27 protein-coding genes are annotated in these 26,321 nt (G+C 70.5%); 17 read left to right on the top strand and 10 right to left on the bottom strand.

Going from position 1 to position 26,321, the window contains the following annotated elements; all coding sequences use genetic code 11:
* Positions 1–41 precede the first annotated feature (41 nt).
* Entirely contained in the window at positions 42–833 is a 792-nt protein-coding gene (locus ABD830_RS14350) for an NAD-dependent epimerase/dehydratase family protein (RefSeq protein ID WP_344987270.1), read from the bottom strand.
* A gap of 270 nt (positions 834–1,103) precedes the next feature.
* Complete coding sequence (locus tag ABD830_RS14355) at positions 1,104–1,763, bottom strand: TetR/AcrR family transcriptional regulator C-terminal domain-containing protein (RefSeq protein ID WP_344987271.1); 660 nt, start codon at positions 1,761–1,763, stop codon at positions 1,104–1,106.
* Positions 1,764–1,845: 82 nt separating this feature from the next.
* Here ABD830_RS14355 and ABD830_RS14360 point away from each other — a divergent pair, with 82 nt between their 5' ends.
* The 7 genes from ABD830_RS14360 (at position 1,846) to ABD830_RS14390 (ending at position 8,627) form a co-directional block, all read left to right on the top strand.
* Positions 1,846–2,655 carry an alpha/beta fold hydrolase gene (locus ABD830_RS14360; RefSeq protein ID WP_344987272.1) on the top strand — a complete coding sequence of 270 codons (810 nt, stop codon included), beginning with the start codon at positions 1,846–1,848 and terminating at the stop codon, positions 2,653–2,655.
* Between the two features lie 81 nt (positions 2,656–2,736).
* On the top strand, positions 2,737–3,705 hold the full coding sequence (locus ABD830_RS14365) for an STM4015 family protein (RefSeq protein ID WP_344987274.1): 969 nt from the start codon (positions 2,737–2,739) through the stop codon (positions 3,703–3,705).
* On the top strand, positions 3,705–4,649 hold the full coding sequence (locus tag ABD830_RS14370; protein WP_344987275.1) for an STM4015 family protein: 945 nt from the start codon (positions 3,705–3,707) through the stop codon (positions 4,647–4,649). Before ABD830_RS14365 ends, ABD830_RS14370 begins: the two co-directional genes overlap by 1 nt.
* On the top strand, positions 4,642–5,691 hold the full coding sequence (locus tag ABD830_RS14375) for an STM4014 family protein (protein WP_344987276.1): 1,050 nt from the start codon (positions 4,642–4,644) through the stop codon (positions 5,689–5,691). The genes ABD830_RS14370 and ABD830_RS14375 overlap by 8 nt, the downstream gene beginning before the upstream one ends.
* 11 nt (positions 5,692–5,702) lie before the next feature.
* Entirely contained in the window at positions 5,703–6,494 is a 792-nt protein-coding gene (locus tag ABD830_RS14380) for an STM4013/SEN3800 family hydrolase (protein ID WP_344987679.1), read from the top strand.
* Complete coding sequence (locus ABD830_RS14385; protein WP_344987278.1) at positions 6,481–7,776, top strand: STM4012 family radical SAM protein; 1,296 nt, start codon at positions 6,481–6,483, stop codon at positions 7,774–7,776. The genes ABD830_RS14380 and ABD830_RS14385 overlap by 14 nt, the downstream gene beginning before the upstream one ends.
* The gene (locus ABD830_RS14390; protein WP_344987281.1) at positions 7,770–8,627 is read left to right on the top strand and encodes an STM4011 family radical SAM protein; all 858 of its coding nucleotides are present in this window, start codon (positions 7,770–7,772) and stop codon (positions 8,625–8,627) included. Before ABD830_RS14385 ends, ABD830_RS14390 begins: the two co-directional genes overlap by 7 nt.
* On the opposite strand, the gene ABD830_RS14395 is transcribed toward ABD830_RS14390, so the two are convergent.
* From ABD830_RS14395 to ABD830_RS14405, 3 genes are all read right to left on the bottom strand, one after another.
* A complete protein-coding gene (locus ABD830_RS14395; protein ID WP_344987283.1) occupies positions 8,603–9,727 on the bottom strand; it encodes a DUF6745 domain-containing protein in 1,125 nt (374 codons plus the stop codon). The genes ABD830_RS14390 and ABD830_RS14395 overlap by 25 nt on opposite strands.
* Complete coding sequence (locus tag ABD830_RS14400; RefSeq protein WP_344987285.1) at positions 9,727–10,023, bottom strand: hypothetical protein; 297 nt, start codon at positions 10,021–10,023, stop codon at positions 9,727–9,729. The genes ABD830_RS14395 and ABD830_RS14400 overlap by 1 nt, the downstream gene beginning before the upstream one ends.
* Before the next feature lie 110 nt (positions 10,024–10,133).
* Positions 10,134–10,694 carry a CGNR zinc finger domain-containing protein gene (locus tag ABD830_RS14405; RefSeq protein ID WP_344987287.1) on the bottom strand — a complete coding sequence of 187 codons (561 nt, stop codon included), beginning with the start codon at positions 10,692–10,694 and terminating at the stop codon, positions 10,134–10,136.
* 28 nt (positions 10,695–10,722) lie between these two features.
* Between ABD830_RS14405 and ABD830_RS14410 the strand changes: the two genes are divergently transcribed.
* Positions 10,723–11,604 (top strand): arginase family protein, encoded by an 882-nt coding sequence (locus ABD830_RS14410; protein ID WP_344987288.1) that lies wholly within the window; start codon positions 10,723–10,725, stop codon positions 11,602–11,604.
* On the opposite strand, the gene ABD830_RS14415 is transcribed toward ABD830_RS14410, so the two are convergent.
* Positions 11,601–13,154: a DUF4434 domain-containing protein gene (locus ABD830_RS14415; RefSeq protein WP_344987290.1), complete on the bottom strand. Its 1,554-nt coding sequence runs from the start codon at positions 13,152–13,154 to the stop codon at positions 11,601–11,603. The genes ABD830_RS14410 and ABD830_RS14415 overlap by 4 nt on opposite strands.
* 145 nt (positions 13,155–13,299) lie before the next feature.
* On the opposite strand from ABD830_RS14415, the gene ABD830_RS14420 reads away from it, so the two are divergent.
* On the top strand, positions 13,300–14,082 hold the full coding sequence (locus ABD830_RS14420) for an SDR family NAD(P)-dependent oxidoreductase (protein ID WP_344987292.1): 783 nt from the start codon (positions 13,300–13,302) through the stop codon (positions 14,080–14,082).
* Between the two features lie 66 nt (positions 14,083–14,148).
* A complete protein-coding gene (locus ABD830_RS14425; protein ID WP_344987293.1) occupies positions 14,149–15,708 on the top strand; it encodes an alpha/beta fold hydrolase in 1,560 nt (519 codons plus the stop codon).
* Here the strand turns inward: ABD830_RS14425 and ABD830_RS14430 are convergent.
* Positions 15,686–16,078: a VOC family protein gene (locus ABD830_RS14430; RefSeq protein WP_344987294.1), complete on the bottom strand. Its 393-nt coding sequence runs from the start codon at positions 16,076–16,078 to the stop codon at positions 15,686–15,688. The two genes, ABD830_RS14425 and ABD830_RS14430, sit on opposite strands and share 23 nt — an antisense overlap.
* Positions 16,079–16,143: 65 nt before the next feature.
* Between ABD830_RS14430 and ABD830_RS14435 the strand changes: the two genes are divergently transcribed.
* The 7 genes from ABD830_RS14435 (at position 16,144) to ABD830_RS14465 (ending at position 22,653) form a co-directional block, all read left to right on the top strand.
* Positions 16,144–16,572, top strand: coding sequence for a MarR family winged helix-turn-helix transcriptional regulator (locus ABD830_RS14435; protein WP_344987296.1), 429 nt, complete (start codon positions 16,144–16,146; stop codon positions 16,570–16,572).
* Between the two features lie 111 nt (positions 16,573–16,683).
* Entirely contained in the window at positions 16,684–17,775 is a 1,092-nt protein-coding gene (locus ABD830_RS14440; RefSeq protein ID WP_344987297.1) for an ABC transporter ATP-binding protein, read from the top strand.
* Positions 17,768–18,862, top strand: a complete 1,095-nt coding sequence (locus ABD830_RS14445; protein ID WP_344987298.1) for an ABC transporter ATP-binding protein — start codon at positions 17,768–17,770, stop codon at positions 18,860–18,862. The genes ABD830_RS14440 and ABD830_RS14445 overlap by 8 nt, the downstream gene beginning before the upstream one ends.
* A complete protein-coding gene (locus ABD830_RS14450; RefSeq protein WP_344987300.1) occupies positions 18,859–19,752 on the top strand; it encodes a carbohydrate ABC transporter permease in 894 nt (297 codons plus the stop codon). Before ABD830_RS14445 ends, ABD830_RS14450 begins: the two co-directional genes overlap by 4 nt.
* Before the next feature lie 4 nt (positions 19,753–19,756).
* A complete protein-coding gene (locus ABD830_RS14455; RefSeq protein ID WP_344987302.1) occupies positions 19,757–20,587 on the top strand; it encodes a carbohydrate ABC transporter permease in 831 nt (276 codons plus the stop codon).
* Positions 20,588–20,589: 2 nt separating this feature from the next.
* Complete coding sequence (locus ABD830_RS14460; protein ID WP_344987304.1) at positions 20,590–20,865, top strand: DUF2160 domain-containing protein; 276 nt, start codon at positions 20,590–20,592, stop codon at positions 20,863–20,865.
* An 18-nt stretch (positions 20,866–20,883) separates the two neighbouring features.
* Positions 20,884–22,653 carry an ABC transporter substrate-binding protein gene (locus ABD830_RS14465; protein WP_344987306.1) on the top strand — a complete coding sequence of 590 codons (1,770 nt, stop codon included), beginning with the start codon at positions 20,884–20,886 and terminating at the stop codon, positions 22,651–22,653.
* 51 nt (positions 22,654–22,704) lie between these two features.
* On the opposite strand, the gene ABD830_RS14470 is transcribed toward ABD830_RS14465, so the two are convergent.
* Genes ABD830_RS14470 through ABD830_RS14480 form a run of 3 tightly spaced genes read right to left on the bottom strand, consistent with a single transcriptional unit; the run spans position 22,705 to position 26,294 of the window.
* Complete coding sequence (locus ABD830_RS14470; RefSeq protein WP_344987308.1) at positions 22,705–23,730, bottom strand: dienelactone hydrolase family protein; 1,026 nt, start codon at positions 23,728–23,730, stop codon at positions 22,705–22,707.
* Positions 23,720–25,000 carry a Gfo/Idh/MocA family protein gene (locus tag ABD830_RS14475; RefSeq protein WP_344987309.1) on the bottom strand — a complete coding sequence of 427 codons (1,281 nt, stop codon included), beginning with the start codon at positions 24,998–25,000 and terminating at the stop codon, positions 23,720–23,722. The genes ABD830_RS14470 and ABD830_RS14475 overlap by 11 nt, the downstream gene beginning before the upstream one ends.
* A gap of 10 nt (positions 25,001–25,010) precedes the next feature.
* Positions 25,011–26,294 carry an ABC transporter substrate-binding protein gene (locus ABD830_RS14480; RefSeq protein WP_344987310.1) on the bottom strand — a complete coding sequence of 428 codons (1,284 nt, stop codon included), beginning with the start codon at positions 26,292–26,294 and terminating at the stop codon, positions 25,011–25,013.
* Between the last annotated feature and the right edge of the window lie 27 nt (positions 26,295–26,321).

A 26,321-nucleotide genomic window follows, 5' to 3' on the forward strand; every position in this document is an offset into this window, starting at 1 on the left:
GTACGGCGCACAAGAGGCACCAAGCGGCGATCGAGCGCTGGTCAGAAAGCGTGCCGGAGGGTGTAGTCGGCGCCGGCGTAGTCACCGCCCTGAAGCTGGTCACCGGCGAAGTAACCTGCCGCTCCAGGGATCCGGTCCACATAGGCCTCGGCGTCATCGTGGGGACGGTAGCCGAGCCGGTCGTCCAGCTCCCAGAACCGGCGGGTATTGGCCGAGACCGCGTACGCGGCGGTGAAAGTGATGCCGGGCTGGGTCAACGCGGCCCAGACGAAACCGGCGCAGTCGTCCGGGCTCAGCCAGGTGGCCAGGTGCCGCGGCTCGCTCGGCTCCGGCTCCAGGCTGCCGATGCGCAGGCACACCACCTGCAGGCCGAACTTGTCCGCATACAGCCGGCCCAGGGCCTCCACGGCGACCTTGCTCACGCCGTACAGCCCGTCGGGACGGGGCGGCAGCTCGGCCGAGACCGGCTGCGCGGCCGGGTAGCAGCCGGTCAGCCGATTGCTGCTGGCCAGCACCACGCGCTTGACTCCCGTGCGCCGTGCGGCCTCCAGCACATGGTGGGCGCCCAGGACGTTGGCGTCCAGGAGGAGGGCGAGCGGCGCCTCGTCGGGCACGCCGGACAGGTGCACGACCGCGTCGGCGCCCTCGATGACGGACGCCACGTCCTCGATGCCGGCCAGCTCGACCTGGCGGACCTCCTCGTCGGGTCCTGCGGCGACCAGCGGTGCGCGATCGACCGAGATCAGCCGGCGCAGCCGACGCCGCAACGGCTCGCGCAGCGCGGATCCCACTCGCCCTGCCGCACCGGTAAGGACCACCGTCTCCACTGTCATGGGCCAGAGTGTGCCAGCGACCACCGACACTTCTGCTGTCGCAAGGTGCAATCAGGCAGGAGGTTCAGGTTCAAGGACCGCGAGGCGGTGGGCTCGTACCGGCCGAGGGCTTTACTCACCGGGCGGACGCCACCTCGGCTATGTGCGCGCGATCGCCCGCCGCCGGACGGACATCGCACCCGAGGAACCCATTTCCTCCGTCCCCGTCACCTATGTCAGGCAACCCCTGCACCGCGCCTGAACGACGTGGGCGGCAAGTTCGTCAAGCCATCAGGTGGCCTGCGCGGTGAGGGCGGCGATGGTCCCGTCGATGAGGACCCGTAGGCCGTGTTCGAAGGCGTCGTCGCCGGTCGTCCTGGCACCGTCGCGGATCGCCACCAGCAAAGGGGCGGAGGTGTCGCCGTCCAGCAGGCCGCTCAGTGCGGCGAGTGGGTCCGAAGGCTGCTCGGCCTGCCTGCCCGGCCGGGCCTGCTCCTGGAGGACGAATCCGGTGACGTACTGGGAGATGGCGGTGATGGTGCGCAGCGCCAGCACGGGGGTGAAGCCGCGGTCCACCATGGCGGTCAGCTCGTCGTTGAACGTCCTGACCGTCGCGGGGCTGAGCCAGGCGGCATCGGCGACGATGCGGGCGCCGTCGCGGTGCGCGAGCAGCGACTGCCGGAAAGCGCGGGCACGGCGGGCCAGCCAGTCCTGCCATGCCTCGCCGGGATGAGGCGGACCCAGGCCGGCGGCCACGATGATCGCGTCCGCCATGCCGTCCAGCAGCTCCTGTTTGCTGCGGATGTGCCAGTACAGCGCCGGTGACTGGACACCGAGATCGGCAGCCAGCCGGCGCACCGTCAGGCCTTCCAGCCCGACCTCGTCCAGGAGCCGCAGCGCTGTCTCGATCAACGTCTGCCTGGTCAGGCCAGGCCGGGTGGCTGCGCACATCGGTTGACACCTTAGCAGCGCTAAGCCATCCTTAGCACTGCTAAGGGCGGCTTAGCAGTGCTAAGGAGAAGGTGAGGACACCGTGCTCTCAGCCGACGGAACTGACATCCATGTCTACGACCAGGGGCGCGGGCCGGCCATCCTGATCGTCGGCCCCGGGCTGGACGACGGGACGCGGACCAAGAAGCTCGCCTCGATCCTCGCCAGGCGGTTCCGCGTCCTACGCCTCCACCGCCGTCAGTACCGGCCGGACCTCAAGACCGACGGCACACCGTGTTCGGTGGCCCAGGAGGTCGACGACATCCTGGCGATCGCCCGCCAGGTCGGCCGACCGTTGATCATTTACGGCCACTCCTCCGGCGGGGTGGTCGCCCTGGAAGCGCTGGCGGCGGCGCCCTCGGCCTTCACCGGCGCGGTGCTCTTCGAACCCGCCTCCGTGATCGGCACGGCATGGGCCGGCCAGGACGGCGAGGTCGTCACACAGGCACGGGCCGCGTGCGCCGCCGGCAGGCCGGGCAAGGCAATGGCGATCTTCTTCCGTCGGACCATCGGCCTGCCAGGCTGGCAGGCATGGGCGGCAGGCGCGCTCACCGCTCTCGTCCCGCGCTACCGCAGGCTGGCGTCGTGCCAGATCGACGACCTCGAGGCCATGGATCGGCTGGGCGTCCGCCTTGACGCCTACTCCCGGGTCACCACCCCCACCTTGCTGCTCAGCGGCGACCGCAGCACGCCGCAGCAGACGGCGCCGCTGGACGCCATCGAGCGCGTTCTCAGCCGTCCCGAACGCCGTCCCGAACGTGTGGTGATGCGCAAGCGGGACCACGGCGCCGACCTCAAAGCCCCGAAGACGGTCGCCCGCATCATAGAGACGTTCGCCGACACGCTCGTGTGAACAGCGGGGCTCTGGGTGACGGAAGTGTCGTCTGGGTCTGGTAGGACAGGACGCGTCAACCCCCCGACACGAGGATCATCCGTGACCGACGACGACTACCCGAGCCCCTGGGACCGCTACGAGGAGGGCTACGCCGGCCTGCCCACAGCCGAGGTCCCCTGGGACGAGAAGAACGGGCCGCAGCCCGAGGCCGGGTCCGTGGCGTGGCGGCTCAGCGCCCACAGCTGGGACGGCGGCCGCATCGCCGAGCACCTCGACTGGTTCTTCGAGCACGTCGACACCGCGAAGGTCACGGCCATCGTGATCGGCGAGTGGGAAAACTGCTACACCGAGAGCAGCGCGCCCATCGTCCGCCGGCTGGCCGACGAGGCCGGCCGGCTGCCCCAGCTGCGCTCGCTCTTCTTCGGCGCGATCGACTCGGAGGAGGCCGAGATCTCCTGGATCCAGCAGTCCGACATCACGCCGCTGCTGGAGGCGTACCCGAAGCTGGAGCGGCTGGAGGTGCGCGGCGGCTCCGGGCTGCGGCTCTCCCCCGTGCGGCACGAGTCGCTGAAGGTGCTGCGGTTCGAGACCGGAGGGCTGCCGGGAGAGGTGGTCCGCGGGGTCGCCGCGAGCGACCTGCCCGCGCTGGAGCATCTGGAGCTCTGGCTGGGCGTCCCCGAGTACGGCGGCGACAGCGGCGTCTCCGACGTCGGCCCCATCCTCCGGGGCGAGCGGCTGCCCGTGCTGCGTCACTTGGGGCTGCAGGACAGCGAGATCCAGGACGACCTCGCCGCCGCCGTGGCCACCGCGCCGATCGTGGCCAGGCTCGAGACGCTGAGCCTGTCGATGGGCGTGCTCACCGACGCCGGGGCGGAGGCGCTGCTCAGCGGCCAGCCGCTCACTCACCTGCGCGCGCTCGACCTGCACCACCACTACCTGTCCGAGGCGATGATGCGGCGGGTGACCGAGGCCCTGCCCGGGGTTCGGGTGGACGTGTCCGAGCAGGAGGAGGCCGAGGTCGACGAGGACGACGGCGAGACGTGGCGTTACGTGGCGGTGGATGAGTGATGCGGGAGTTCGACGAGCAGCCCAGCCAATATGAGCGCTACGATCAGCGCTACGCCGGCCTGCCGGTGGCCGAGGTGCCGTGGCAGGAGGACGGGGAGCCGCCCGCGGCCGGATCCGCGGCCTGGCGGCTCAACGCCAGCACCTTCGACGACGACCTTCCCGACCTCATCGCCGAGAGCTTCGACTGGTTCTTCGAGCACGTCGACACCGCGAAGGTCACGGCCATCGTGATCGGCGGGTGGGAGGACTCCTACGAAGACGACAGCAGTCACATCGTCCAGCGCCTGGCCGACGAGGCCGGCCGGCTGCCCGGGCTGCGCTCGCTCTTCCTGGGCGCGATGTCGCCGGAGGACTGCGAGATCTCCTGGATCCAGCAGTCGGACATCGCGCCGCTGCTGGAGGCGTACCCGAAGCTGGAGCGGCTGGAGGTGCGCGGCGGCTCCGGGCTGCGGCTCTCCCCCGTGCGGCACGAGTCGCTGAAGGTGCTGCGGTTCGAGACGGGAGGGCTGCCGGGAGAGGCGGTCCGCGGGGTCGGCGCGTGCGAGCTGCCCGCGCTGGAGCACCTCGACCTGTGGTTCGGGGTCGGCATGTACGGCGGTGACGCCACGGTCGGCGACGTCGCCGGGATCCTGGGCGGCGGGCGGTTGCCCCGGCTGCGCCATCTGGGCCTGCAGAACAGCGAGATCCAGGACGACCTCGCCGCCGCTGTGGCGGCCGCGCCCGTCGTTGCCAGGCTCGAGACGCTGAGCCTGGCGATGGGCGGCATCACCGACGCCGGGGTGGAGGCGCTGCTCAGCGGCCAGCCGCTCACCCACCTGCGACGCCTGGACCTCTCCTATCACGGCATCAGCGCCGCGATGAGAGCCCGTCTCACCGCGGCACTGCCCGGCGTCGACATCGACCTGTCCAGCCCGGACGAGACGTATGTGGCCGTAAGTGAGTGATGTGCGGTTCGCCGTGGTGGGAACACCTGGGGATCGGCGGGTGACGATGTTCCGCGACGCCGCGGTCGCCGCCGGGCTGGCCGAGCCGCACGTGATCTCGTGGCGGGACGTGCTGGCCGGGCGGGAGATCGGTGCGCCCGAGGGTGCGCTGCTGCGGGTGGACTCGCCGGGCGAGGACGGCGAGGCCGACGCGCTGCTGCGCGGGCCGGGCGATCCCGCGCGCGTCGGCGGCGGGGCGGCCTGGTACGCGGCGTTCAGGGCGGGGCTTTCGCGGGTGGCCGCCATCCCGGGGGCGCGGCTGCTCGGCGACGTCGAGGAGATCTCGGTGATGTTCGACAAGCGGCGCTGCCACGCCGTGCTGGCCGGGGCGGGGGTGCCGGTGCCGCCCGCGTTCGAGGCCACCTCGTACGACGGCCTGCGGGCGGAGATGGCGCGCCGGGGCTGGTCCCGGGTGTTCGTCAAGCCCGCGCACGGCTCGTCGGCGTCCGGCGTGATCGCCTTCCAGACGCACGGCGATCGGGTGCAGGCCGTCACGTCGGCGGCCTGGGTCGAGGGTGTGCTCTGCAACTCGCTGCGGGTCCGTACGTACACGTCCTCCGGCGAGGTACGGCGGATCGTGGACTTCCTCGCCCATGACGGGCTCCACGTCGAGCAGTGGTTTCCCAAGGCGTCCACCGGGGGGAGGCCGTTCGACCTGCGGGTGGTGACGGTGGCCGGGGTTCCGACCCACGCGGTGCTGCGGGCCGGCCGCAGCCCGATGACGAACCTGCACCTCGGCGGGTCGCGGGGCGATCTGGACGCGGTGCGGTCACGGGCGGACCTGTGGGAGCGGGTGCTGGAGGCCTGCTCGCAGGCGGCGGCCTGCTTCCCCGGGAGCCTCAGTACGGGCGTGGACGTCATGGTCGGGGCGGATTGGCGGTCGGTGGCGGTGGCCGAGGTGAACGCGTTCGGGGATCTGCTGCCCGGGTTGGGGGACCTTGCGGGGAACGGGCGGGACACGTATGCCGAGCAGGTCCGGGCGGTCCTGGCGGGGGCGCGGTGAGCACGTTCGACATGAACGAGATCGTGGGCAGCCACGACATCCTCCTCGTCACGCTCGACACGCTCCGCTACGACGTCGCGGTCGCGCTCGAAGAGGCGGGGTCGCTGCCGAACCTCCTGCCGCCCGGCGTGTCCTGGGAGCGGCGGCACAGCCCGGGCAGCTTCACGTACGCCGCCCATGCCGCCATGTTCGCCGGCTTCCTGCCCACTCCCGTGGCCCCCGGGCCGCATGCCCGGCTGTTCGCGGCCACGTTCCCCGGCAGTGAGACCACGGCGGAGCACACCTGGGTGTTCGACGCGCCCGACCTGCCCACCGGGCTCGCGCGCGCCGGCTACCACACGGTGTGCGTCGGTGGCGTGGGGTTCTTCAACAAGCTGACCCCGCTCGGGTCCGTGCTGCCGGGCCTGTTCGCCGAGAGCCACTGGGAGCCGGAGTTCGGCGTGACCAGCCCGTCGTCGCTGGAGCGTCAGATCGACCGCGCCGAAGAGGTGCTGCGCGACCGGCGCCAACCGGTCTTCCTGTTCGTCAACGTGTCGGCCCTGCACCAGCCGAACCATTTCTTCCTGCCGGGAGCCGCCGGCGACTCACTGGAGAGTCACGCGGCGGCGCTGCGGTACGTCGACCGGCACATCGGCCGCCTCTACTCACTGATGCGCCGCCGCCGGCCCTGCCTGGTGATCGTCTGCTCCGACCACGGCACGGCGTACGGCGAGGGCGGCCACGTCGGCCACCGGATCGGCCACGAGGTGGTCTGGACGGTTCCGTACACCGAGTTCGTTCTGGAGAGTCATGCGGCCCTATGAGGGTTACGTCTACGCCTATCCGCACAAGACCGCCTATCGGCCGCTCGATCCGCGACCGCGGCTGAAGGAGGTCTGGGCCGGAGAACGGCCGGGAGCGCTGTACGTGCACATCCCGTTCTGCGAGATGCGCTGCGGCTTCTGCAACCTCTTCACCCGCACCGGCGCCCCGGAGGAGCTGGTCACGGCCTACCTGGACGCCCTGGAGCGGCAGGCACTCCAGGTGCGGGACGCGCTGGAGGAGACCGGGTTCGCCACGGCCGGGTTCGCCACGGCCGGGTTCGCCACGGCCGCGTTCGGTGGCGGGACGCCGACGTACCTCGACGCACGCGAGCTGACCCGGCTGTTCGACCTGACGGAGCGGACGATGGGGGTGGATCTCGCCCGGATCCCGCTGTCGGTGGAGACCTCCCCCGCCACCGCCACGCCCGACCGCCTGTCCGTCCTGGCCGAGCGTGGCGCGTCCCGGGTCTCGATCGGCGTGCAGAGCTTCGTCGACGCCGAGGCCCGCTCCGCCGTACGCCCGCAGAAGCGCGCGGAGGTGGACGCGGCACTCGACGCGATCAGGGCCTCGGGGGTGCCGGTGCTCAACATCGACCTGATCTACGGCATTGACGGGCAGACGCCGCAGTCGTGGCTGTACTCGCTGGACACCGCGCTCGGGTGGCGGCCTGAGGAGCTGTACCTGTACCCGCTCTACGTCCGGCCGCTGACGGGCCTCGGCAAACAGGGGCGGGCGTGGGACGACCAGCGGCTCGAGCTGTACTGGGTGGGGCGCGAGCGCCTGCTGGCCGCCGGGTACGAGCAGGTTTCGATGCGGATGTTCCGGCTGCCGGGCACGGGTTCGTCCACGGAGTACTGCTGCCAGACCGACGGGATGGTCGGGCTGGGGTGCGGGGCGCGGTCGTACACGAGCGAGCTGCACTACTCGTTCGAGTACGCCGTCGGAGCCCGGCACGTGCGCTCGATCATCGACGACTACGTGCGGCGGGACGAGTTCGACGTGGCCAACGTGGGCTTCCCGCTGTCGCTCGAGGAGCGCAAGCGGCGGCACCTCATCCAGTCGCTGCTCCAGGGGGAAGGGCTCTCGCGGCGGCTCTACGCGGACCTGTTCGGCACCGACGTGTTGGCCGACTTCGCCCTGGACGAGTTCGGTGACTGGCTGCTGGCGGACCCGGCGACGATCCGGCTCACGGCGGAGGGGCTGGCCTATTCCGACGCGATCGGGCCCGCGCTGTTCTCACCGGAGGTCAAACGGCTCATGGAGGAGTACGCGGCATGCTGACCATCCTCTATCGCGGGCCCCTGGCGAGCTGCGACTACGACTGCGCGTACTGCCCGTTCGCCAAGCGGCGCGACACCCCCGAGCAGCTGCGGGCGGACCGGGAGGCGCTGTCGCGGTTCGCGGGCTGGGTGGGCGAGCAGCCGTTCGAGGTGTCGATCCTGTTCACGCCGTGGGGTGAGGGCCTGGTCAGGTCGTGGTACCGCCAGGCCCTCGTGGAGCTCTCCTGGCTGCCCAACGTCACCAAGGTCGCCATCCAGACGAACCTGAGCTGCCGCACCGACTGGCTCGCCGAAGCGTCGGACCGGGCCGCGCTGTGGGTGACGTACCACCCGACGCAGGTCGCCTACGACCGCTTCCTCGGCAAGATCCGCTCACTGCCGGTGCGCCACAGCGTCGGCATCGTCGGCGATCCCGCGCACCTGCCGGACGCGCGGCGGCTGAGGTCGGATCTGCCCGCGGAGACGTACCTATGGGTCAACGCCGAGGAGGGGCGCCTCTACACCGACGATGAGGCGGCCGAATGGTCGGCGATCGACCCGCTCTTCCACGTCAGCCGCCTCCCGCACCGGAGCGCCGGGGCGCCGTGCCGCACGGGCGACAGCGTGATCTCGGTGAACGGCGACGGCACGGTGCGCCGCTGCCACTTCGTCCCGGAGGTGCTGGGCAACCTGTACGACGGCTCCTACCGGGCGGCGCTGCGCCCCCGCAGCTGCCCCGCCACGGCCTGCGACTGCCACATCGGCTATGTCCACCTCGAACCGCTCGGTCTCTACGACGTCTTCGCCGGCGGCATCCTGGAACGCATCCCCGCGGCCTGGCCCTCAGCTCACGTCTCGCGCTCGGGGCGGTAGTCCTCTTCGGCGACTCCGAACGTCCACGCGACCCCCTCCCGCGCCCGCCGCACCCACGGCGGCACCCGCAGGAAGTAGGTCCGGCTGGTGCCGTCGGGCTCGGGCGTGGAGTTGACGACCTCCACCATGGCCAGCGGCTCGTCGTCAGGCAGCTCGACCCGCCACAGGACACCCGTCTCGTCGGAGTGCACCGGCTTGGCCCCCGACTCGGCCAGGTAGCGGTCGAGGCCGAAGTGCTCCAGCATGGCCCGGCGCAGCTCCGCGTTCGCCTCTTCGCGGATCCGCTCGACGGTGAGGTCGCTCATCGCGGCCCCGAAATCGGCGGGGACGGGCATGCCGTGCCAGGCGTGCAGGGTGAAGCCGTCGGAGTAGGACATGGCCGGGCCGTCGGCCCGGTGCAGCCGCCCCAGGTCATCGAGGTGCAGCTCGACGGGCCGCTCGGTGATGATCGCCAGCCGCTCGAACGGCCACCACCAGCCCGCGCGCTCGGCCGTCCGCTTGAGCCCGTCGAGCCCCTCGAACGCCGACAGCCAGGGGGCGTCGTGCTGCCCCAGCACCGCGTCGAGAGTCGCCTGCCGCAGCTCCTCGCCGCCGAGCTCGGCGATCTCCCGGCGGATGTCGTTGACCAGCCGGTTGACCTGCGGCCAGAGCCGCCCGCCGGTCTCGTCCCACAGCGCCGCCCAGCCGACGGGGCCGAGCTCGGCATAGGCCGCCGACCTGGCCCGCTCCCACGGCACCGTGCGGACCGCGTCTCGCACCGACCGCCCGGGATCCCCGAGCGCCTCCCACGACCTGAGCGCCGCGCCCACCGACCGGCGCAACGCGGCCGCGCCCTGGTCACGCGACTCCTGCGAGGCAGCCGCGCCCTGGTCATCCGGCTCCGGCGAGGCTCCGAGGCCCGCCTCCTCCAGTGCCCGCCGCACTGTGTCGCCGCCCGTCAGCCAGGCCGCCGCGACGGCTCCGGCCGCCGGCGAGGGCAGCACGAGGACATTGTCGGGCTCGGCCAGCCCCGTCTCGCGGTACGCCTGCCGGACGGCGGCCTCCGGGTCCTCGCCCGGCCCGGTGGCCATGGCCACCCGCTCCCACGTCAGGGTCGCCATCAGTCAGCCACCACCCGGTGGGAGCCCGGCACGTACTCGCGCTGCCGGATCACGCGGTACCAGCCCTTCGGCAGCGAGATCGCGGCGTGCTCCTCGTGCACGAGCCGCCCGCCTTCGGGCAGGTGCAGGAAGCCACCGGAGAGCGTGCCGGGGCCGGGGATCGCGTGGCAGTGGCCGGTGGCCTCGCCATGGGCCAGGATCAGCCGCCCGCGAGCGTCACGCGGCTCGGGCCGCAGCGTGCGCGGCGCGGACTCCTCCGGCACGGGCATGATCAGGATGTCGCCCTGTCGGTACATCGACCAACCTCCATCATCGGGGGGATGATCGGAAGCTATCGGCCGCGACCGACAATTCCCGGGGGCCGGTGGTTTCACCGCCGTGGCACGGCAAGCGCCGTCCGGAAGCGTCAGCGGTGGCGGGCTCGGGAGGCGGCGGCGTGGGCGCGGTTGGCGCAGCGGGTCGAGCAGAACTGGCGCCGGCCCGGACGGCTGCGATCCACGAACGCGTCCTTGCACGGGCCGGCCGCGCAGAGCCGCAGCCGTTCCCAGTCGCCTGAGGCGGCGATGTCCAGCAGCTCGACGACGGATCGCACGGCGAGCCGTTCGGCCAGGGTGACCCCTTCAGGCGCGGCGAGCCGTTGCCGCGGCATGCCGCCCACCCCTTCCACGACGACCCGTATCGGCAGCTCGCCGGCCCATCGCGCCAGAGCGCGGGTCCGGTCGGGCGGCTCGCAGGCCAGCACGGCGCGCAACCGTTCCCGCATGGCACGCACCGCCCGCAGGTCGTCATCGCCGGGGCCGGCGCCCTCCCCTAGCTCGTCATCACCGGGGCCGGCGCCCTCCCCCAGCTCGTGGCAGAACTGGCGCAAGGCCGCCACGTCCGGCAGGCGCTCGGGCTCCGCCAGGTACTCGTCCCACGTGTTGGCGAGATCGAGCGCCACGAGCCCCGTCTCGACGAACTGGCGCATCCGCCACCCCCCTGTTACCGTCACGACTATGAACACAATAACCCCTGACAGAGATCTGGTCATCCTCGACGCACCCTCCAATCTCGGCCTGCGCCCACCCGCCCCCGACACCGTCCCCGGCTGTTACAAAGCACCGTGGGCGCTGCGGAACGCCGGCCTCGTCCAGCGGCTCGGCGCGGCCGACGCGGGCGCGCTCGTCCCGCCCCGTTACGTGGCCACGTGGACGCCGGGAAGCGGGGTGCGCAACGGGCCCGCCATCGCCGCCTACGCCCGCAGGCTGGCCGACCGGGTGAGCGCGATCAGAGGGGAGGGCGGCTTCCCCGTCCTGCTCGGCGGCGACTGCTCGATCCTGCTCGGGCCCGCGCTCGCCCTGCGCAGGAGCGGCCGGTACGGGGTGGCGTACCTGGACGCGCACTCCGACTTCCGGCACCTCGGCAACTCCCCCCATGTCGGGGCGGCGGCCGGGGAGGACCTGGCCCTGGCCACCGGGCGCGGTGACGACTACCTGGCGGACATCGACGGGCTGCGGCCGTACGTCAGGGACGAGGACGTGATCGTTCTGGGCGTGCGGGACGAGGAGGATCTTGGCGACTTCGCCGACGCCGGCATCGCCTACGTCCCCGGCAGCGACATCTCCCTCGACGACGCGCGGAAGGTGCTCGTCCGTGACGAGCTCGACGGGTTCTGGATCCACGTGGACGCCGACGTGCTCGACCCGTCCGTCGTGTCCGCTGTCGACTCCCCCACGCCGGGCGGGCTCGGCGCCGCGCAATTCGCGGAGCTGCTCGGCGGGCTGGTAAGCCTGCCGGGGGCCGCCGGGCTGGAGGTGACGATCTTCGATCCCGACCTGGACGAGGACGGCAGCCAGGCCGCCCAGCTCGCCGACATCCTCGTGTCGGCGCTGAGCTAACGGATCACGTAGCCGGTGGAGCTGGACCGGCCGGCGTCGTTCGTGGCCGTGATCGAGGTCCAGGGGCCCGAGGGGACGTACGGGGCCCACGCCGACTCCAGCCGCCCCTTCCCGTACCGCTCCTGCTTGACCACCACCCCCTGCGGGTCGAAGCGGAGCGTGCCGCCGCGCAGGTTGTAGCCCTCGACGAGGATGCCGGGCCGCCCGTTCATCTCCTTGCGAGAAGCGCCGACGATGATCGGCTGCTGCCACCCGTTCACGATGTCGTCGGCCAGCGAGGGCGTGTCGTAGCGGGCCTGGCAGGTGAAGAAGGGATCCCAGCCGTAAGAGATGATTTTTCCGGCGAATGTCCCGGCCGCCATCACCTGCTGGTCGATCCGGCTCTTCGTGGTCCGCCCGCGCAACGGCAGCGGCTCGACCCTCCCGCACTCCCCGTCCACCGGCGTCGGCTCGAACCCCTCGACGTTCACCCACAGCTCCACCCCGGGCGGCACCCGCCGCGCCGCCGCCTCGATGTAGTCGCGGGTGGCCCCGTAGTACGCCTGCGTGTTGCTCACGTCCCCGACGACCGGCATGAGGCGCGGCGCCACCTTGGCCTCCGCCTCGTTGACCCCGTAGACGGGCACCTTGCCCGTCCCACGCCCGTCCTGCACGGCGACGGCCATGGGCGCTCCCGCCCGGGTCGCGGCGATGGCCGCGAACCCCGCCGCCACCTGCCCGGGCGGGAACCCGCGCCCCCTCCGGGCGTCGATGTACGGGCTGACCAGGATCTTCTTCCTGGGCAAGGCGGCGGCGACGGCCGCGTGCTGGGCCGCGTACAGCGCGATGATCGGATCCTGGGCCGCCCGCGTCCGCATGGCCAGCTCGAACGACTGGTAGACCCCGCCGAACGCGGAAGACCTCCCGAACCGCTCCCGGTAGTCGGCGAGCACCCGCGTGGTGAAGGCGGTCAGCGCGGCGGTGTGCGCGGAGTCGGGCTCCCACGGCTTGCCCGCGAGCTGCGGCGCGGCGGGCAGCCCCGGGAAGACCGTCATCCCGTACGCGGCCGCCTCGGCCATCAGGTTGCCGAGCCCGTCGCCGTCCGTGGAGACGAGCACGAGATCCTGTACGGGGTCCTGGCAGGACGCGGCCAGCGAGACCCGGTAGAAGATCCGGCCCCGGCTCTCGATCCGCCGGTCCAGCCCCGGGCACCGCAGCAGCCCTTTCCCGAACTCCTCGCTGGTCACGTAGGTGTAGACCCGGCGGACGCCGGGGACCTCGGCGCACGGCCGCCCGTCCACGAGGCAGTCGGCGAACTCGGGGTCCTCGCCGGCGCTGAACCTCGGGCCGAACGTGATCAGCGTGTCGCCGCCGATCGCGTGGATCGCCTCGACCATGCGCCGCGTCACGCATGGATCGGCCCGGGGCATGACCCAGTAGCCGGTGACGGCGTACGGGGCGACGACGCGGGTGTCACGCGACTGGCACGCCTGGACCTCGGGACTGTCGGGCACGACCAGGCTCGCCATGAAGGCGGCCGCCACGACCAGCCACAGGATGATCCGGTGCACCCACGCCCCTTCCACGCCACCACCAGCCTACGCAGGAGTCCGCGGGTCCACGAGACACGCGGGCCGAGCGCCACCCCCGACGCGAGCCTCCGCGCACCGACCACGGAGAATGGCGGGCAGGGGGTAGACGGGAGGCGTAGACATCGTGCGTATCGATCTCAGCGGCAGGACCGCGCTGGTCACCGGGTCGACTCAGGGCATCGGGGCGGCCATCGCCGAAGGGCTGGCGCTCGCGGGGGCCCACGTCGGGATCAACGGCCGCAGCGAGAGCTCCGTCGCGATGGCCGTCGAGCAGATAGAGGTCGGCGACCTGATCCCGGCGCCCGGCGACGTGACCACGGAAGAGGGCTGCGCGGCGGTGCTGCGCGCGCTGCCCCAGGTGGACATCCTCGTCAACAACCTGGGCATCTTCGGCGCCACGCCCGCGCTCGAGATCACCGACGACGAGTGGCGGCGCTACTTCGAGGTCAACGTGCTGGCCGCGGTCCGGCTCACGCGTGCCTACCTGCCCGGCATGATCGAGCGCGACTGGGGCCGGATCCAGTACATCGCCAGCGACTCCGCCGTGGCCATCCCCATCGAGATGATCCATTACGGCATGACGAAGACCGCGCTGCTGGCCGTGTCCAGGGGGTTCGCCAAGGAGGCGGCGGGCAGCGGGGTGACGGTCAACTCTGTGATCGCGGGGCCGACGCACACCGGGGGCGTGGAGAAGTTCGTGTACGACCTCATGGGCAAGGACCTGCCGTGGGAGGAGGCGCAGCGGGCGTTCATGATCCAGCACCGTTCGCAGTCGCTGTTGCAGCGCCTGATCGAGCCCGAGGAGATCGCGAACATGGTCGTCTACCTCAGCTCGCCCTTCGCCTCCGCGACCACGGGCGCCGCGGTGCGGGTCGACGGCGGGTATGTGGACTCCATCCTCCCCTGAAGGAGAGCCGGCGGCTCCCCCGATCGGGTGATGTGACCGGACCGGGCCGGAGCGAGCCTGAGGGGCATGATCTTACGGACTCTGCTCACGCTCGGCCTGCTGGCCGCGCCCGCACCCGCGGCCACACTCGCATCCGCGGCCGCCGAGCGGCCCGCCATCGCCTGGCAGGAATGCCCGGCCTACTCCGACGACGTGCTGCACTGGATGGGCCTCGACGACCAGCGGCTCCCCGAGTTCAGGAAGCTGTTCGGCAGGACGGAGTGCGGCACGCTCACCGTCCCCCAGAACTACGCCGACCCCGGTGGAAAGCAGATCACCATCGCCCTGACCAGGCTCAAGGCCGCCGACCAGGAACACCGCCTGGGCAGCCTGGCGGTCAACCCGGGAGGCCCGGGCGGCAGCGGCTACCTGATGCCGATCGAGCTCACCATGACCGAAGCGAAGCTGAACGCCCGCTACGACCTGATCGGCTTCGACCCCCGCGGAGTCGGTTACAGCACGAAGGTCAGGTGCGCCGGCGGCAAGCAGGGGCCGGAGCCGGCGGGGCCCGTCAGCGAGGAGCTGGCCAGGAAGGTCTACGACCAGGTGGTCAAGGACAACCAGGCCTGCGGCCAGTCGGACCCCGGCTTCATCGGCCAGCTCACGACCGCCAACGTGGCCCGCGACATAGACCGCGTCCGCGCCGCGCTCGGTGAATCGAAGATCAGCTTCCTCGGCGTCTCGTGGGGGACCTGGCTCGGCACGGTCCTGCGCAGCCTGTTCCCCACCAAGGTGCACCGCATGTGGCTGGACAGCGTGGCGCTGCCCGTGCCCAAGATGGACGTCTTCACGGAGGTCCGCGCGATGGCGACCGACCGCGACTTCCAGCGGATGGCCAAGTGGATCGCCGACCGGGACGACGTGTACGGGTTCGGCACGACGAAGGCCCAGGTGGTGTCGGCGCTGACCGAGCTGCGCAAGGCGTACGACGCCAAGCCCGTGACCTTCACGGACATCGACCTCACGGTGACCGGCCGGATGATCGCGGAGGCGGCGGGCCAGCCGAGCCCTGGCTGGCCGGAGGTCGCCCAGGTGCTGAAGGAGCTGGTGGGCGCCACCGGCCCCACCGCGCCTCCGACGATCAAGAGGCTCTTCGGTGACCGGCCGCCGCCCACGCCCGCCGGCGTGCCCGAGCGGCACAACCAGACGGCCAATGGCGCGTTCTTCTGCAACGAGGACCAGGGCGCGCGTACGTTCGACTCGGCCTGGAACGCCTACCGCGAGCGCCTCGCGCGCTACCCGGTGACCGGCGAGGCCACCGCGTTCTTCCCCGCGTGCGCCGGATGGCCGCTGCCCGTGCAGACCACGCGTCTGCGGTCCGGCGGCTCGCTGGTGCTGTCGGGGCACCTGCACGAGAGCCCGTCACCGTACGAGTGGACACTGGAGACGAGGAAGGCCGTCGGCGGGCACGTGGTGACCGTCGACGACGACGTGCACGGCTCCGCCCTCAGGGTGCCGGGCTGCCTGGCGAAGGTGGTCGGCTACTTCGAGACCGGACGGGTCACCGCCACCTGCCCCGGTGTGCCGGTGCCGACCTCGACCGAGCTGCCCGACCGTGCTGAGCTCAGTATGACTGCACCTCGATGAGGTTGCCCTCCGGGTCACGGAGGTGCGCGGTGCGCAGGGTCGGCGCCCAGTCCGGACGGTCCTGGGGCGGGGCGGCGACCGTGGCGCCGTGACGGGCGAGGCAGTCGGCCGCCTTGTCCACGTCGTCCACCTTCATGACCAGCATTGCCGTGACCTGAGCGGCCTGGGGCAGGTCCGCAGTGCCGACGGCCTCGGCGATCCTGTCCCGGGCGAACAGGGCCAGCCCGGTCTGCCCCTCGATGTCCCAGCTGGCGTAGCCGGGCAGGACCCGCACCGGCTCTACGCCGAGCAGTTCACGGAGCACGGCCTGGTAGAACGCGGAACAGGCGGGGAAGTCGCGCACCAGCAGGCGGGGGTAGAGGGCGTCCATCGGGATTCTCCTCGAGAATTAGTGGGTGACTACCAATGATTGGTGTCAACCTACACTTACCAGGCATGGACCTGCCACCCACCCTCCTCGCCACCACCACCTTCGTGCTGCACAAGGTCGGAGTCGGCAGCCGCCGCGCCATCGGGGCCCGGCTGGCGGACGAGACCGGGCTCAGCCTGTGGGAGTTCGCCGTGCTGGCCACGCTGGCCGACTTCGGGGCCGCCGCCCAGCGCGAGCTGGGCGGCCGGCTCGGGCTCGACCCGAGCGACATGGTGCGCCTGATGGACGACCTGATGGACGAGGGGCTGGCCGAGCGTGACCGCGACCCGGCCGACCGGCGGCGCTACCGGATCTCGCTGACGCCCGCGGGGCGCGACGCACTGGACCGCGCACTGGCCGTGATCGAGCGCGTGGAGCGGGAGACGCTGGCGCCGCTGACGGCGGACGAGCGGAAGCAGCTGCACGAGCTGGTGGCGAAGGTCTTCACAAACTAACAAAAGTTGTCATTAACCCAGCCGTCACATTGTTCACTTCTACCCCACATACCCTCTTTGCACACAGTTGCAGATCATGTTAGATGGAGGCGAGCAGAGAGGACCGGCACAGTGACGCTGATTCTCGATGGCGTCTTCGTACGGCGGCGCGGGGAGACCTGGCTTGACGACGTTCGCCTGGAATTATCCAATGGAATGACCACTCTGATCGGCCCGATGACCGCCGGAAAGACGACATTGATGCGCGTCGTCGCCGGATTGTTACCCCCGGATTCGGGCCGCGTCCTGGTCGACGGAAAAGACGTCACCGCCATTTCGGTGCGAAAACGCTCGGTCGCCTTCGTCTACCAGCAATTCATCAATTACCCATCACTGACCGTCTACGAGAACATCGCCTCTCCCCTCCGCCTCGACCCGAGGTTCCGCCGTGACGGGATCGACCGGCGGGTGCGCGAGGTGGCCGAGCTCATGGGCATCGCGGCGTTCCTCGACCGCAGGCCCGCCGAGCTGTCAGGCGGCCAGCAGCAGCGCACCGCCATCGCCCGGGCGCTGGCCCGTCCCGTGGACGTGCTGCTGCTCGACGAGCCCCTCGCCAACCTCGACTTCAAGCTCCGCGAGCAGTTACGCGCCGACCTGAAGAGCATGTTCGCGAGCTCCCCCGGCGTCGTCCTCTACTCCACCGCCGACCCGAACGAGGCGCTCACGTTCGCCGCGCCGACCGTGGTCCTGGGCGAGGGCCGGGTCCAGCACGTCGGCGACGTGGCCGAGATGTACGCCCACCCGCCCACGCTGGCCGTCGCGGCGACGCTCAGCGACCCGCCGCTCAACCTGCTGCCCGGCGTCGTACGCGACGGCAGGATCGACTGCCTCGGCACCTCCTTCCCCGCACCCCACGCGCACGCGTCCGGGCGCAACGTCGTGCTCGGCGTACGCCCCCACCAGGTGAGCCTCGAACGGGGCGGCCCCGGCGCGCTGGAGCTGCCCGCCGAGATCAGGCTGGCCGAGGTGACGGGCAGCGCGACGTTCCTGCACCTGCTCCTGCAAGGGCAGGTCCACCTGGTCGCCCACCTGCCGGGCGCCCAGCTCTTCACCCCGGGAGAGAGCACGGTCACGTACGTGAACCCGGCACACGTCCTGGTCTTCGACGAGGACGGCGGCCGCCTGCTCGCCACCAGCGCCGCGGAGGTCGACCTGCATGGCTGACATCCGGCTGGAAGGCGTGGGCCACAGCTACGACGGGGGCCGGACGTGGGCGCTCAAACCGATGACCTGGACCTGGCAGAGCTCCAGGGCGTACGCGCTGCTGGGCCCGAGCGGCTGCGGCAAGACCACACTCCTGAACATCATCTCCGGCCTGATCACCCCCACGGTGGGCCGGATCTTCTTCGACGACCGCGACGTCACCGACGTGCCCACCGCGGGCCGCAACATCGCGCAGGTCTTCCAGTTCCCGGTCCTGTACGAGGAGATGTCGGTATACGACAATCTGGCCTTCCCCCTCCGTAACCGGAAATATCCGGCGAAGGACGTCGACGAGCGCGTCCGCCAGGTCGCCCGGCTCCTGGGTCTGGAGGACGTGCTCCGCCGCAGGTCACGCCGCCTGGACCCGGGCCGCCAGCAGATCGTCAGCCTGGGCCGCGGCCTGGTGCGCTCCCAGGTGGCGGCGGTGCTGCTGGACGAGCCGCTCACCGTGGTCGACCCGGCGCTGAAGTGGACGCTGCGGAGCAAGCTCAAGGAGATCCACCGCGACACGGGCCACACGCTGATCTACGTCACGCACGACCAGACCGAGGCGCTGACGTTCGCCGACGAGGTCGTGGTGGTCAACGACGGGGCCATCGTGCAGGCGGGCGAGCCGGCCGAGCTGTTCCTGTCGCCGGCGCACGAGTTCGTGGGGCACTTCATCGGCTCCCCCGGTATGAACATGCTGCCCGCCGAGATCGCCGACGGCGTCGTGCGCGTCGGCGAGTCGGACGTGGGCCTGGCCGAGGGCGACCTGCCGCCCGGGCCGGTCCGGATCGGCGTGCGCCCCGAGTTCGTGCTGATCAACGGTGACCGCCGGTCGCCGGGCGTGGCGGCCAGAGTGACCGGGATCGACCGCATGGGGGCCTACGACCTGGTGCACACCCTGGTCGGCGAGCACACCGTGACCGCCAAGACCGAGGCGGGTTCGCCGTACACGCCGGAGTCGACGGAGTTCCTGCACTTCCCCGCGGATCGCACGTTCCTGTTCCGCGACCAGGTCAGGTGCGGCTCGCTCGCGCCGCTGAACGGAAGGGGCACCACGTGACCGAGGTCCAGGAGGAGCCGCGGGCGGACCTCAAGCGCAAGAGCAACCGGGCCTGGCTGCTGGTGCTGCCGGTGGTCGTGTCGGTGGCGTTCACCGCCGTGATCCCGCTCATGACCGTGGTCAACTTCTCCGTCCAGGACGTCTTCAGCCCGAGCGACCGCATCTTCGTCGGCCTGGAGTGGTTCCGGTCGATCTCGCGCGACCCCGAGGTGCGCTCGGCGTTCGTGCGCACCCTGCTCTTCTCGGCCCAGGTGCTGCTGCTGGAGATCCCCCTGGGGGTGGCGATCGCGGTGTGCATGCCGCGCCGCGGCGTGTGGGTGTCGGTGGCGCTGGTGCTGGTGGCGCTGCCGCTGCTCATCCCGTGGAACGTGGTGGGCACGATCTGGCAGATCTTCGCCCGCGGCGACATCGGCCTGGGCGGCTGGGCGATCAACAACGTCCTGGGCGTCAACTTCAACTACACGCTGGACTCCACGGACGCCTGGGTCACGGTGCTGCTCATGGACGTCTGGCACTGGACGCCGCTGGTGGTCCTGCTGGCGTACGCGGGGCTGCGCTCGATCCCCGAGCCGTACTTCCGGGCCGCGCAGATCGACGGCGCCTCCGCGTGGGCCACGTTCCGCCACATCCAGCTGCCCAGGCTGCGCGGGGTGCTGACGATCGCGATCCTGCTCAGGTTCATGGACAGCTTCATGATCTACACCGAGCCGTTCGTGGTGACGGGCGGCGGGCCGGGGAACGCGACGTCGTTCCTCAGCATCCTGCTGTCGAAGATCGCTGTCGGGCAGTTCGACCTGGGCCCGGCGGGCGCGTTCTCGCTGCTCTACTTCCTGATCGTGCAGATCCTCTGCTACGTCTTCTTCACCGTGCTGACCAGGTCGGGGAGGTGACCTGATGGCCGCTTTGAGCAGGGGCGCGGGGCGGCGGCTGCCCTGGGCCCGGACGGTCTTCTGGCTGTACGTGGCGACGCTGATGCTGCCGGTGCTGTGGATGTTCCTCATGTCGATCCGGCCGAACGAGGACATCCTCGGCAGCTTCTCCCTCATTCCGCAGCGCGTGACGTTCGACAACTACGCGACTTTCTTCTCCGACTCCTCCTGGTATTCGAGCTATCTGAACTCCATCGTCTACACCTCGATGAACGCCGTGATGTCGCTCGTCGTGGCGCTGCCGGCGGCGTACGCGTTCTCGCGGTTCCGTTTCGCCGGGGACAAGCACCTGTTCTTCTGGCTGCTGACCAACCGCATGGCGCCGCCGGCGGTGTTCCTGCTGCCGTTCTTCCAGATTTACCAGAGCGTCGGGCTCTTCGACACGCACCTCGGCGTCGCCATAGCGCACATGCTCTTCAACGTCCCGCTGGCCGTGTGGATACTCGAGGGATTCATGTCGGGAATCCCCCGGGAAATCGACGAGACGGCCGCGATCGACGGCTATTCGCTGCCGCGTTTCTTCATCCGCATATTCCTGCCGATGATCCGCTCCGCGATCGGCGTCACGCTCTTCTTCTGCTTCATGTTCAGCTGGGTCGAGCTGTTGATCGCCAGGACCATCACCTCGGTGAACGCCAAGCCGATCGCCGCCACCATGACCAGGACGGTGAGCGCGGCCGGGGTGGACTGGGGCCTGCTGGCCACAGCGGGAGTGCTCACCATCGTCCCGGGCGCGATCGTCATCTGGTTCGTCCGCAACTACATCGCCAAGGGCTTCACCATGGGGAGGGTCTAGGGATGCTCGAGTGGATGGTCTGGACCGTCCCCACGGCCCTCGTCTTCGCCGGAGTGGCCCTGCTGCTGGTCGTGATGGCGGTCTGGGCACGCGTCTCCCCTCCCGTGGCCAGGCGGGGTTTCCTGCGCATCGAGACCGATCGCGGCGACCGGCTCTACATCGGCCTGATCAGCGCCGCCGTCGTGCTGGCGGGCTGGATAGCTGTCACCGACCTGTCCATGTGGCTCGCGCTCGGCTGCGCGCTGCTGGTGGCGGTCGTGATCGGGATATGGGGCTAACAGATAAGGAGCCAACCGATGAGGCATCGGGCAGGCAGGTCCGCGGCGGTAGGTCTGGCCGCGCTCGTCCTGATAGTGGCCGGCTGCACGCAGGGCGAGAAGAAGCCCACGAGCGATTTCAAGGAGTCCGACGGCAAGGCCGCGGCGCAGCGGTGGGTGACGGAGGAGTTCACGCCGAGCACCCTGTCCAAGGACCAGCAGTTGGCGGAGATGGACTGGTTCATCAAGGCCGCGGCGCCCTACCGGGGCATGCAGATCAACGTGGTCTCCGAGACGATCACCACCCACGAGTACGAGTCCCAGACGCTGGCCAAGGCGTTCACCGAGATCACCGGGATCAAGATCAAGCATGATCTGATCCAGGAGGGTGACGTCATCGAGAAGCTCCAGACCCAGATCCAGGGCAACCAGAACATCTACGACGCGTACGTCAACGACTCCGACCTCATCGGCACCCACTCCCGCGGCAACTACGTCTTCCCGCTGTCCGACTACATGGCGGGCGAGGGCAAGAACGTCACCTCCCCCACGCTCGACCTGGACGACTTCATCGGCATCAGCTTCACCACCGGGCCCGACAAGAAGATCTACCAGCTCCCCGACCAGCAGTTCGCGAACCTGTACTGGTTCCGCTACGACTGGTTCACCGATCCGAAGATCAAGAAGCAGTTCAAGGACGCGTACGGGTACGACCTGGGCGTCCCGGTCAACTGGGCGGCGTACGAGGACATCGCCGACTTCTTCACCAACAAGGTCAACGGCAACGGGACCATGGACGGCAAGAAGGTCTACGGCCACATGGACTACGGCAGGAAGGACCCGTCGCTGGGCTGGCGCTTCACCGACGCCTGGCTGTCCATGGCGGGCAACGGCGACCCCGGCATCCCCAACGGCCTGCCGGTGGACGAATGGGGCATCAGGGTCGAGAACTGCCGCCCGGTCGGCTCGTCGGTCACCCGCGGCGGCGACGTCAACGGCCCCGCGTCGGTCTACGCGCTCCAGAAGTACGTGGACTGGCTCAAGAAGTACGCCCCGAGGGAGGCCGCGGGCATGAACTTCAGCGAGGCGGGCCCGGTGCCGGCACAGGGCAACATCGCCCAGCAGATCTTCTGGTACACCTCGTTCACGGCCGACATGACCAAGCCGGGGCTGCCGGTCGTCAACAGCGACGGCACGCCCAAGTGGCGCATCGCACCGAGCCCGCACGGCGCGTACTGGAAGCAGGGCAACAAGCTCGGCTACCAGGACGCCGGCTCGTGGACGCTGCTGCGGAACACGCCGCAGGACCGCAGGGCGGCGGCCTGGCTGTACGCGCAGTTCGTCACCTCGAAGTCGGTGTCGCTGAAGAAGTCGATCAAGGGCCTGACGTTCATCCGCGACTCCGACATCAGGAGCGACTACTTCTCGGACAACTCCAAGAAGTACGGCGGGCTCATCGAGTTCTACGCCTCGCCGGCCCGCAAGCAGTGGACCCCGACCGGGACCAACGTGCCCGACTATCCCAAGCTCGCCCAGCTCTGGTGGCAGAACGTGGCCACCGCGGTGACCGGCGAGACGACGGCCCAGCAGTCCATGGACAACCTGGCCAAGCAGCAGGACGAGATCCTGGCCCGGCTGGAGCGGCGCGGTTACGGCGGCAACTGCGCGCCGAAGCTGAACCCCGAGCGCCCCGCCCAGTACTGGTTCGACCAGCCGGGCGCGCCCGCGCCGAAGCTGGCCGACGAGCGCGGCAAGCCCGAGACGCTCGACTACGACAAACTGATCGCCACGTGGAAGTCGGGTAACTGACCTTCTAAAAGCGCCGCCGCCCGGGGCAGGACCGGGCGGCGGCCGTCTCTCCTAGTCCTTCAGTTGACGGGCCAGCCAGTCGAAGGCCCGCTCCTGCATGGGCACGCCGAAGCTGTGCGGCACGTCTGCCCACACCGCCTCGTAGGCGTCGGGAGCCTCCCGGTACCGCTCCCCGATCATGGCGCTCGCCCGGCGCATGCCCGGCTCGGGGAACAGGTGGTCGCGCAGGGCGTACTGCACCATGAGCGGCTCGGGCGCGCGGGCGGCCACCAGGTCGGGCCAGTCGCCGAGGCGCGGCAGCCCCGACGGCCAGAGCATCCACGTGTGCTTCTCGACGTACCCGTCGAGCATGTCGCGGAAGGACGAGACCATCGCGGCGACGACCACGGCCCGCATGTCCGGGTCGAACGCGCCCAGGAGCGCGGCCCGCAGGCCGCCTCCCGAGAGCCCGACGCACCCGACGGGGCCCACGTCGGGCCTCGACCGGAGGTAGGCCGCCGCTGCCAGGTCCTCGCCCGCCGCCACGCCCGCGAAGGACGTGCCGAGCGCGGCGCAGTGCTTGGCGACCACGTGCTCGTGCTCCTTGGCCGCCGCGTCGTAAGGGCCCGGCTCGTCCACGCCGAGGGGGAAGCGGCGGCTGCCCCAGGTGAGCACGTCGGGGACCAGCACCGCGAAGCCGCGCCGGGCCAGCTCGTTCGCGTACGCGCGGCCGCCGTAGATCTGGTCGCGGACCCACTGGATCTCGGGGGAAGGGCCGGAGGGACCGTCGGCGATCTTCTCCTTGCCGAACCACTTCATCCCGCCGTGGCAGTGCAGCGCCACCACCCCCGGCAGCGGTCCGGCCGCGTCCCGAGGGCGCAGCAGGTACGCGTGGGTACGCGGCCCGAACCCCACCGACCAGGAGAGCTCCTCCCCGTCGAGGTCGCCGTCCGTCCAGGAGCGCTCGACCCGCACCTCCTGGGCGGCCAGGTCGAGCACCCCTATGGCGGCACGCGCGGCCTGGCGCAGCTCGGGCCCCGGCAGAGACGGGTAGACCCCGAGCTGAGCGGCGGTGATGCCGGCCAGCTCAGCGAACACGCGTGCCTTCGTCCACGAGGTGCACGGGCTCGCCGGTGGCGGCCGAGACGTTGGCCGAGTGGCCCGTCAGCACGCTGCGGATCCCGTCGCGGTAGCCGGCCTGCCGCTTCAGCGGGTCGTCGCCGGGCCCGCGGAAGACATCGTTCAGCAGCAGGCGGTCGCCGCCGCCGTGCCCGCCGGCCCCGGTCTCGATCGGGACCTCCTCCGGCTCGCTCCAGTGGCGGTGCAGGGTGAGCTTCTCCCACGCGTCGGCCTTGTGCTGCTTGGAGGCGGCGCTCGGGTCGACGGCCGCGTGCGGCGGGGTCCACGCCCGCTCGACCACCTCCAGCTCCAGCCGCCCGGCCGTGCCGTTGAACGCCACCCGGTAGCCCTCGAAGGGGGCGTAGGCGTTGAGCGCGTAGGTGAGCACGGCGCCGTTGGTGTAGCGGACCATCACCGACATGGTGTCGTCGATGGTGATCCCGTCGCCGAAGACGTCCTGGTCGCGGATGTAGCCGTCCTCGTGCTCGGCGTCCAGGTAGAGCCGCTTGAGCCGGGGGTCCTTGGAGATGTCCAGGATGAACGGGTCCGTACCGAGGCCCGGGGCGCCCTGGCCGCGCGTGGGACGGTCGGTCACGCCGCGCTCGCGGGCGTTCTCCGAGCCGTAGAAGCGCAGGTCGGCCTGGGCGAAGACGGTCTGCGGGGCGGCGGCGAGCCACCAGTTGACCAGGTCGAAGTGGTGGGTGGACTTGTGGACGAGCAGCCCGCCCGAGTTGACCCGCTCGCGGTGCCAGCGGCGGAAGTAGTCGGCGCCGTGGATGGTGTCGAGCGTCCACTCGAAGTGCACGGACGTCACCCGGCCGATCGCGCCCTCCTGCAGCAGGCGGCGCACGGCCGAGTTGCGCGGTGAGTACCGGTAGTTGAAGGTGACGATCAGCTTGCCGGTGCTGCGCTCGGCCGCCTCCGCGATGGCCGCGCAGCCCTCGGCGTCGACGGTGAGCGGCTTCTCCACGATGACGTCCCGTCCCGCGTCGAGCGCCGCGCACACGTACCGGGCGTGGGTGGCGTCGACGGTGGTGACGATGACCGCGTCGGCGAGCTCGAGCACTTTGTCGAACTCATCTGGCGTGAAGCGCGGCACCTCGTCACCGATCCGCTCGACGTAGTAGTCCATGCGGGTCCGGTTCGTGTCGCACAGGGCGACGATGGTGCCGGCGTCGCGCCACTCCCCGAGCAGCGCGTCGACGTACATCTGCGCGCGGTGCCCGAGCCCGACGAACGCGTACTTCATCTCTCTCCTTTTAACCTGCGATCGAGGCGTTGGCCTCGGTGATGAACTTCTGCGCGGCGACGTCGGGGGTCATCCTGCCGAACAGGACCTCCTCCGAGTACCGCGTGAGGATGTCCTCCATGGCGCTGGCGCCCTTCGGCGGAGCGGCCGGCGGGTCGGCCAGCTCACCCTTGACCTTGTCGAGGAAGTCCAGCGTCTTCTTGTCCGTGGGAGGCAGCTTGTCCTTGACCGCCGCCAGCACCTTCGAGCTGGCCGGCAGGCCGCGGTCGCTGAGGATGATCCCGCCCACCTCGGGGTCGTTGATCATGAAGTCGATGAACTTGGCGGCCTCGGCCGCGTGCTCGGACTTCGACGAGGCGGTGTAGAACATCGCCGGCTGCAGGAACATGCCGCCGGTGGTGGCTCCAGGAAGCTTCGGCATCCGCAGCAGGTCCACGTCCTTGCCCGACTTCTTGGCGATGCCGCCGAGCTGGTTGCTCCACCACATGCCCATCCCGCCGGTGCCGGTGGCCAGCAGCGACTGGTCCACGCTCTGGGCGCCGATCTCGGCGGTCTTGGCGGCGTCAGGCGAGCCCTTGGTCTTGATCAGGTTCTGGGCGGTGGCCCACCAGGCCTTGATCGTCTCGGGGGAGACGCCGATCTTGTTGCCGTTGTAGAAGGGCTCGCCCTTCTGCGCGGCGAAGATCTGCAGGTAGGCCGGGTTGAAGCTCTGCTGCGTGCCGTAGATCTTGCCGCCGCTCTTCTCGGTGATCTTCGAGGCCAGGGTGACGTAGTCGTCCCAGGTCCACTTGGTGTCGTCCGGGAGCTTCTGCCCCGCGGCCTCCACCTCGGCCGGGCTGACGACCAGGGAGAAGGCGTTGACACCGGTGGGGATGGCGTACTGCTTGCCGTCGATGGCCCCGGTGGTCAGCACCTTGGCGTCGATGTCGGCGGTGTTGACCTTGCTGGCCAGGTCGGCCAGCGTGCCGCGGTCGGCGTACTCGCGCAGGCCGCGGATCTCGAGGGTGATGATGTCGGGCGCGTCGTTGGCCGCGACCTTGGTGGACAGCGACTCGTAGTAGGCGGCGAAGTCGGAGAACTCGCCCTCGACGTCGATGTTCGGGTTCTTCTCCTCGAACTTCTTGATCGCCGCTTCGGTCATCTGCTGCCGTGCCGCGCTGCCCCAATAGGAGAAGCGCAGCTTGATCTTGCCATCAGCGCTTTCGCCGCCGCTGCCGCTGCCGCAGGCCGCGGTGACCGCCAGCACGGCAGTGGCCAGCAGGGCCGCCGACCACATCTTCTTGCCAGAGCTCACGGCTCTACCTCCTATGGGTCTTCTTGT

This window comes from Nonomuraea helvata (assembly GCF_039535785.1).
GTDB lineage: Bacteria > Actinomycetota > Actinomycetes > Streptosporangiales > Streptosporangiaceae > Nonomuraea > Nonomuraea helvata.